This window comes from Eremococcus coleocola DSM 15696 (assembly GCF_000428865.1).
Lineage (GTDB): Bacteria > Bacillota > Bacilli > Lactobacillales > Aerococcaceae > Eremococcus > Eremococcus coleocola.
This window is the reverse complement of the sequence record NZ_AUAT01000040.1, coordinates 1-7,320: the sequence shown is the minus strand read 5'-3', so window position 1 is coordinate 7,320 and position 7,320 is coordinate 1. Positions and strand designations below refer to the sequence as shown.

The 7,320-nt window shown below is 37.1% G+C and carries 11 protein-coding genes and 1 pseudogene; all 12 read left to right on the top strand.

Annotated elements, in window-relative coordinates:
- Window positions 1-25 precede the first annotated feature (25 nt).
- Entirely contained in the window at window positions 26-481 is a 456-nt protein-coding gene (locus tag G396_RS0108380; RefSeq protein ID WP_155857442.1) for a hypothetical protein, read from the top strand.
- Window positions 482-510: 29 nt separating this feature from the next.
- Window positions 511-744: a glutaredoxin-like protein NrdH gene (nrdH, locus tag G396_RS0108375; RefSeq protein WP_028125690.1), complete on the top strand. Its 234-nt coding sequence runs from the start codon at window positions 511-513 to the stop codon at window positions 742-744.
- The gene (locus G396_RS0108370; RefSeq protein ID WP_028125689.1) at window positions 737-919 is read left to right on the top strand and encodes a hypothetical protein; all 183 of its coding nucleotides are present in this window, start codon (window positions 737-739) and stop codon (window positions 917-919) included. Before nrdH ends, G396_RS0108370 begins: the two co-directional genes overlap by 8 nt.
- On the top strand, window positions 919-1,260 hold the full coding sequence (locus G396_RS0108365) for a hypothetical protein (protein ID WP_028125688.1): 342 nt from the start codon (window positions 919-921) through the stop codon (window positions 1,258-1,260). Before G396_RS0108370 ends, G396_RS0108365 begins: the two co-directional genes overlap by 1 nt.
- Window positions 1,257-1,424 carry a hypothetical protein gene (locus G396_RS11530; RefSeq protein ID WP_155857441.1) on the top strand — a complete coding sequence of 56 codons (168 nt, stop codon included), beginning with the start codon at window positions 1,257-1,259 and terminating at the stop codon, window positions 1,422-1,424. The genes G396_RS0108365 and G396_RS11530 overlap by 4 nt, the downstream gene beginning before the upstream one ends.
- A gap of 10 nt (window positions 1,425-1,434) precedes the next feature.
- Entirely contained in the window at window positions 1,435-1,836 is a 402-nt protein-coding gene (locus G396_RS0108355; protein WP_028125687.1) for a hypothetical protein, read from the top strand.
- Between the two features lie 141 nt (window positions 1,837-1,977).
- A complete protein-coding gene (locus G396_RS11050; protein WP_051221255.1) occupies window positions 1,978-2,439 on the top strand; it encodes a terminase small subunit in 462 nt (153 codons plus the stop codon).
- On the top strand, window positions 2,432-3,736 hold the full coding sequence (locus G396_RS0108345) for a PBSX family phage terminase large subunit (protein WP_028125686.1): 1,305 nt from the start codon (window positions 2,432-2,434) through the stop codon (window positions 3,734-3,736). Before G396_RS11050 ends, G396_RS0108345 begins: the two co-directional genes overlap by 8 nt.
- A 10-nt stretch (window positions 3,737-3,746) precedes the next feature.
- Entirely contained in the window at window positions 3,747-5,249 is a 1,503-nt protein-coding gene (locus G396_RS0108340; RefSeq protein WP_211224457.1) for a phage portal protein, read from the top strand.
- Between the two features lie 2 nt (window positions 5,250-5,251).
- A complete protein-coding gene (locus tag G396_RS0108335; RefSeq protein WP_034907916.1) occupies window positions 5,252-6,856 on the top strand; it encodes a phage minor capsid protein in 1,605 nt (534 codons plus the stop codon).
- 65 nt (window positions 6,857-6,921) lie between these two features.
- Window positions 6,922-7,077 carry a hypothetical protein gene (locus G396_RS0108330; RefSeq protein ID WP_248623922.1) on the top strand — a complete coding sequence of 52 codons (156 nt, stop codon included), beginning with the start codon at window positions 6,922-6,924 and terminating at the stop codon, window positions 7,075-7,077.
- Window positions 7,078-7,089: 12 nt separating this feature from the next.
- Window positions 7,090-7,320 (top strand): annotated as a pseudogene (locus G396_RS0108325) (YjcQ family protein); the annotation flags it as partial.

Sequence of the window (7,320 nt, the reverse complement as noted above, 5' to 3'; positions counted from 1 at the left end):
GCTAAAAATAAGGAGGAGTAAAAACATGAACAAACAAGAATTAATCAACATGTTTACTGATTTTATTGAGGAACGTTTTCCAGAATTGATTGAAGAGTCAGAACCTAGCTTCCAAAATGGTGACTGTTATTGGGTTATAGATTATTTTGGCGACGCAATCATCATGTCGTGGAGTGGAGATGTTTGCGACAAAAAAGCGTTAAAAAATAACGCTATTTTCAAAACAAAAGAAGAAGCCAAATTTGAGGCAGAGCGTTTAAAAGTGTTACGAGAGTTGGAGAAAATGGGTAGACCGTTTGTAGAGGGTGGAGATAATTGGGGGTTTTTCCTTAATGAAAAGGATGATTTAGCGGTTAACTGCTTGTTAAATTGCAGGTGTGTCTATGGCGACTATTACTTTGACACAGCTGAAGAAGTTGAAAAAGCCATCAATAAAATTGGTAAAGATAGAATTAAAAAGTACCTATTCAGGGTGGAATAAATAAATAATCGAAAGGAGTGGATTAATTTATGATCACAGTATATTCAAAACCAAACTGCATGCAATGTGAAATGTCAAAGCGATACCTAAAGGATAAGGGTATTGAGTTTAAAGAAATAAATGTCTTTGAAGATGCCGATTCTTTAGAGATGTTAAGAAGTGCAGGCCTAACTCAAATGCCAGTAGTGATGGCAGAGGGCCATGACCCTATTACTGGATTTAGACCGAACATGCTAGCTAAGCTAGGTGAGAGCGATGATTGATAATGAATGGTTAGAATTTATACAAGGACCATATGAATTATTACTTGAAGGGACTAAACGTTTAGAGCGCATGATGTTATTGGTGGATAAAGAGAATAACAAAGCGATTGAAGCAATAACGATTAGAATTAATGAATTCGAAGAAGCGTTAAAGACACTTGAAGAGGTGGGGTAATGAGAGCATTAGAAGCGCCTGAATTGTGGAAAGAAGTGCTATTTGAAACAGGACACAATGGCGAAGTTGATGAAAGTAAGGTCGTTAAGTTCAGAGCGGTGTTCTACCCAGATGACAAGATAGGGAGCAACGATCAATTTGTAAATATCGACTTTGATATACAAGAAATCAACAAAGCGTTGGAACAAAACGGTTTGAGTAAAGCGCAAATCAGTTATAGCTTAGGAAAATCGAAGGGCTTTTTTGGTAAAACGCTTAAAAAGCGCAAGGTACGAAGAGTATATGTCAAGTTGATCAATGACAAGCTTGGCGGAAATTATATTGAGGTGGTGGAAGATTGAAAGTTAAAGAATACCGCTTCACCATGGCTAGTGGAAGTGAGATAGTGTTGACAGCTAAAACAAAACAGGAAGCTATGGATAAGTTTAAAGATTATGTTAAGAAGTATGAAATTAAAGATACTGCGGTGACGATAAATGAATCAACTCGGTACAATTTTTTCTAGGGGTGGTTGAGTGGATAAAGATACCAAACGAAGAATGGAAGATAGGTTCAGAGGATATCCGAACTATCTTAAAGAAATTCAATACCGCAAGTGGGATTTAGAACATAAGCAGGCCGATTTTAACGCTGGTATTAAATCCATTGGCCGCAATAGCAATCCGCAAGAGTCGCTAGTGATTAAGTGGGAGTCTGATCCATACATCGCTAACCGCCAATTGTGGATTAAATCCATAGACGAAGTGTTAGCGGAGCTAGATGATAAGCAACGTGAAATGGTTAAGGAATATTACTTTGAAGATTGCTATGTTTATACAGATATCGCTAAGAAGCATGAAGTTGGACATATGACAGTACAACGGACATGCTACCGAGCATGTAAGTTATTGGCTGAAAAAATAGGGGAAATAATTTAAATTGGTATGATTATTGATAGATTTACCACCCTAAGCATGACATACTTATATTGTGGATGATGACCACAAATATATTCCTCTTTACCACCTCGCCAGTCGGGGTGGTTTTTATTATGCTGTTAAACTACTGGAGGTGGTTCAATGCTAACAGCGAAGCAAGAAAAGTTTGTACAAGGGTTAGTCAGTGGGCTATCTCAAAGGCAAGCGTATATTAATGCTTATCCTACATCTAAGGACTGGAAACACGAAACGGTAGATAGTAAAGCATCTAATTTGCTAAAGCATGACAAGGTTTTGGCAAGGTACAACGAGTTAATGGATGAATTCAAAGAGAGAGCGTTATTTACGCGTGAAGATGCCGTTAATTATGCTAAGTGGCTACTTGAGCAGGCAAAACATTCCATTATACATATCGATGATGGTTATGTTAGACAAGGAACTTCTAGTGCTTACCTTGGAGCATTGGAAAAGATTATTTCACTTGAGTTATTAGATCCGATTACTGCAGCTCAGCATGAGAAGTTACGTAAAGATATTAGTCAGTCTAACGAGTTGGTAACGATTAATATCCAACCTCTATCCAGAGGTGATGATGATGACTAATGTTGATTTAAATAAACAGATTAATCCGCACTTTAGAAGTGTTTGGTATTCTGATAAGCCGTATAACATTTTGAAAGGTGGACGGAACTCTTTTAAATCATCAGTCATAGCTCTAAAGCTTGTTTTTTATGTATTAAGTCATAGTGAGGAGAAAGTAAATGTAGTAGTAATTCGGAAAGTGGCCAACACAATCCGAGATTCTGTTTACTTGAAGATACAATGGGCCATTAATTTATTTGGTGCAGCTTCATTATTTTCAATGACCGTATCGCCATTTAAGATAACATTTAAGCCAACTGGTTCGACCTTCTACTTCTATGGCCAGGATGACTTTAGCAAGCTGAAATCGAATGATATCGGCGATATTATTGCTGTTTGGTACGAGGAAGCGGCTGAGTTTAAGTCTGAAGAAGAATTTGACCAAACGAATGTAACTTTTATGCGTCAAAAAGCAGCATGTGTTCCATTTGTAAAATTCTATTGGTCATATAATCCGCCTAGAAACCCATATTCATGGATCAATGAGTGGTCTGATAGAATGGCCAATGAATCGGATTATTTGGTTCACTCTTCAAGTTACTTGGATGATAAACTTGGTTTTGTGACTGATCAGATGTTAGCTGATATTGAGCGGATTAAGCAGAATGACTATGATTATTACCGCTATATATACTTAGGTGAACCAGTAGGATTGGGAACAAATGTATATAATATATCGTTATTTAATTTAGTTAAAGCCATCCCTGATACTGAACGAATCATTTATCAATTCTTCGCAGTTGATAGTGGGCATCAACAATCAGCCACTACCTGTTTGCACCTAGGATTAGGTCATAAAGGTAATGTTTATTTGATAGATACTTATTACTACAGCCCGGCAGGTAAAGTTAACAAGAAGGCGCCGAGTATATTATCGAAAGAGCTATTTGATTTTGAAACAAAGCAAGCTAAGCTATTTCCTGGAGCTGTGGTACAAAAGAGAACCATTGATTCAGCTGAAGGGGCCCTTCGTAACCAGTACTTTGAAGACTATGAAATAAGATGGCACCCGGTAGCTAAGAAAAAGAAAATAGTAATGACAGAATACGTCCAATCCCTTTTAGCGGATGGGCGTTTTTGTTATCTGCCAACGGAGAATAACTTGAAGTATTTCATTGAAGAGCATAAGCGATATATCTGGGATGAGAAAACAATCATGGATGAGAATCCAAAAGTGGTTAAAGAAGATGATCACACTTGCGATGCGTTCCAGTATTTCTGTATAGACAATGCCAAACTACTCGGATTGAAACGCTAGGAGGTGTGCGATGTTCGAACGAATTAAGAACTTTTTTAAGAAAGGAGCGTATCGAGTGACGGAACAACGATTAACTAAAATTACTGACCATCCTAAGATTGCGGTAACTGAACATGAATATAGCCGAATACAAGAAAACCTAAAATACTTTGAATCTGAGTTTGCGAATGTGATTTATAAAAACTCGGACGGTGATTCATGTAAACGTAGCTTTAATCATTTACCGATTGCTAAGACCGTAAGTAAGAAGATTGCTAGTTTGGTCTATAACGAAAAGGCTGAGATAACTGTTACGAATGAGGTTGCAAATGAATTCATCCAGAAAACATTGTTTGATGACCGGTTTAATAAGAATTTTGAACGTTATTTAGAATCAGCGTTGGCCTTAGGCGGTATGGCTATGCGGCCTTATGTAGATGATGATCATGTGCGAGTATCCTTTATTCAAGCGCCAGTATTTTACCCATTGCAATCAAATACTCAGGATGTATCAAGTGCTGCCATTGTAACTAAAACAACTAAGACAGAGGGTAAGAAAAACATTATTTATACGCTTATCGAATTTCATGAGTGGAATGATGGTAAGTATGTGATTACGAATGAATTGTATCGGACCGACCGTGAAAATGATGTTGGTTATCGAGTACCACTAGAAGAGCTATACGAAGACCTGGAAGAAACGGTAACTGTTCCTGGATTATCACGGCCACTCTTTACTTATCTGAAGACTCCAGGTATGAATAACAGAGATATTAATAGCCCATTGGGATTATCTATCTTTGACAATGCTAAGACCTCAATTGATTTTATAAATAAGACTTATGATGAATTTGCTTGGGAGATTAAGATGGGCCAACGACGTGTAGCAGTACCTGAGCAAACGGTACGGACTATATATGACGAACGGGGCGATAAAATCACGTTGAGAAAACACTTTGACCCTGACCAAAACGTATTTATGCAGATTGGTTCTGGAGATATTGATGGTTCGTTAGGGATTGTAGATTTAACCACACCAATACGTTCAGATGATTACATCAAAGCTATTAATAAAGGGCTATCTCTTTTTGAAATGCAGATTGGTGTGTCGCCTGGTATGTTTAGCTTCGATGGTAAATCTATGAAGACGGCCACTGAAGTAGTTAGTGAGAATTCGGACACTTATCAAATGCGCAATAGTATTGTGTCATTAGTGGAACAATCGATTAAAGAATTGATAGTTTCTATATGCGAGCTAGCATCTGCTTATGATCTATATAGCGGTAAGATTCCGGACTTAACTGAAATTACGGTTGATCTAGACGATGGCGTATTTACCGATCGTAACAATGAGTTAGAATATTGGACTAAGGCAGTGGCTAGTGGTTTGGTAAGTAAAAGCTTTGCGATTCAAAAGATTCTGGATTTTGATGAAGCAAAATCACAAGAAATGATTAATGAAATTAATGGAGAGACTAGAAGCACGTCTAGCTCTATGAGAAATGAGCAGGAAATTGATATCTACGGTGAATAGCAATGTCAAAGATTAAAGTTAATGATGAACAAATGGATTTATTTATCGGTAAAACTGCAGATATTTATCATAAATTAACACTTGATTTGTTCGACAACGTGGTTAGTCGGTTAAGGGTAAGAGGGACTGCGGATTTAGTTAAAACTCCTTACATTTGGCAGCTCGAAAAAATGAATGATATGCATTTGCTGAACGAAGAAAATATCAAACTGATTGTTGAACGTTCTGGTATTGCTGAAGAAGTTTTCAGAGATGTGATTGAGAATGAAGGGTACAAGGTCTACAAAGACACGAAAGAACAGTTGGCAGAGGATATGGCCGCTGGTCCCACTACCCAGAATTACACGGTTCAAAATGCCCTATCAGCTTATTATTCTCAAACCATGTTAGAGATGGACAATCTAATTAATACAACACTGCCTCAATCAGTCCGAGATGTTTATCAGTCTATTGTGGAAGAATCAGTAGCCAAAGTAGCAACAGGTATGTACTCCACTTATAAGGCTTTGAATGAAACAGTGATGAAGTGGTTTGATAAGGGTTTCTATGGATTCACAGATAAAGGAGGGAAGCAATGGAAAGCGGATGTCTATGCTAGAACGGTTATTAAATCCACAGTAAGGCGTGTCTTTCAGGAAATGCGAGAGCGTCCAGCTAGAGAGCTAGGTATTGACACCTTTTACTATTCTATTAAAGCTTCAGCTCGTGAGATGTGTGCCCCACTCCAAAATCAAATTGTTACTACTGGGCAAACCAGAATTATTGAAGGTCAGAAGGTTATTTCAGTGCTTGACTATGGTTATGGAACCCCCGGTGGATGTCGTGGAATCAATTGTGGTCATACAATGACACCTTTTATTGTAGGCGTGAATGAAAAGCCTGATTTGCCCGAAAAACTTAAGAATTTGACCCCTGAACAGGCAATAGAGAATGCCAATATAGAATCGAAGCAACGGGCCTTAGAGCGTCAAATTAGGCAGAATAAAGAGCGGTTGCATGTGGCTAAAGAGTTAGATGACCGAGAGTTAATCGATAAATATAAGCTAAGAGGCAAAACTTTAGATATGGCCATGAAAGACCATCTTGACAAAAATGATTTCTTGGTTCGTTTGAAGGAACGGGAGAAACTTTTTAAAAATAATGAATCACTCTCAAATACCAGAAAGTGGATGGAAGCGGACTTCAAAAAGCGGTATAATAACTTTAATGATAAGTTAACTGATAAAATCACTGAAAAGCAGTTTAAGGATTTAACTTCACATGATCTAAATAGAATTAAAGAGGTTATGTTGAATAATGAAGAGCTTGGTAATCGGTTAAAATTAAAAGAGTTTAAGCAAAAAGAACATATTTATGGTACTGAAGAGTATAACAACAGGAATAATGGACAAAGTTATTTTAAAGATATAACTGAAAGAAAACTCTATAATTATATGCTGAAAAATATGGATATGAAGAAGATATATCAAAAGTATCAATTTATTAATACTGATGGTATTAACGGTGTTCACATTCTGCCGAGTGGGCAAAATATTAATTCTAATCAAATAAAAATGCATCAAAGCAAAGGTGGGATACATGGTGTTCCAAATGCTAAAAAGAGGTGAATGTAATGGTGAAAGCTGCAAACTTTGATACATGGGAGAATAGAGAAAAAATTATAAAGCTCTATATGCGTGATGGAAGTATAGAAACTGGGGTTTTCCTGGGATTTGACCCAATTGAAGACAATGATGAAGGTGACGGATTTATCTTGGATGTTGACGGCGATACGACAGTAGGTCGATTGATTACTGAAGATAGAGTTGAGCGAGTGGAATTCTTATAGGAGGCGTGCCCCATGGCAAACGATGATTATTTTGTGGTTGTATTTAAGCTACTAAATTATTTTTATCAGAAAATGAAAGCAGGAGAATCAATCAATCAAAATGACCTCACGCCAGCAAAATTGGGGATTAATCTTCCGTATTTAATGGATATATATAGAAATTTGTTTGAAGATGGATATTTAACTGGTTCATATGTAGAATCTGATTATGATGGTTTGGAAGAGATTCATGACTTAAGTGTA

Coding starts and splice junctions, on each gene's coding strand:
- G396_RS11050 (WP_051221255.1), top strand. CDS start 1,978: ATGCTAACAGCGAAGCAAGAAAAGTTTGTACAAGGGTTAGTCAGTGGG.
- G396_RS0108340 (WP_211224457.1), top strand. CDS start 3,747: ATGTTCGAACGAATTAAGAACTTTTTTAAGAAAGGAGCGTATCGAGTG.
- G396_RS0108345 (WP_028125686.1), top strand. CDS start 2,432: ATGACTAATGTTGATTTAAATAAACAGATTAATCCGCACTTTAGAAGT.
- G396_RS0108370 (WP_028125689.1), top strand. CDS start 737: ATGATTGATAATGAATGGTTAGAATTTATACAAGGACCATATGAATTA.
- G396_RS0108380 (WP_155857442.1), top strand. CDS start 26: ATGAACAAACAAGAATTAATCAACATGTTTACTGATTTTATTGAGGAA.
- G396_RS0108365 (WP_028125688.1), top strand. CDS start 919: ATGAGAGCATTAGAAGCGCCTGAATTGTGGAAAGAAGTGCTATTTGAA.
- G396_RS0108335 (WP_034907916.1), top strand. CDS start 5,252: ATGTCAAAGATTAAAGTTAATGATGAACAAATGGATTTATTTATCGGT.
- nrdH (WP_028125690.1), top strand. CDS start 511: ATGATCACAGTATATTCAAAACCAAACTGCATGCAATGTGAAATGTCA.
- G396_RS0108330 (WP_248623922.1), top strand. CDS start 6,922: ATGCGTGATGGAAGTATAGAAACTGGGGTTTTCCTGGGATTTGACCCA.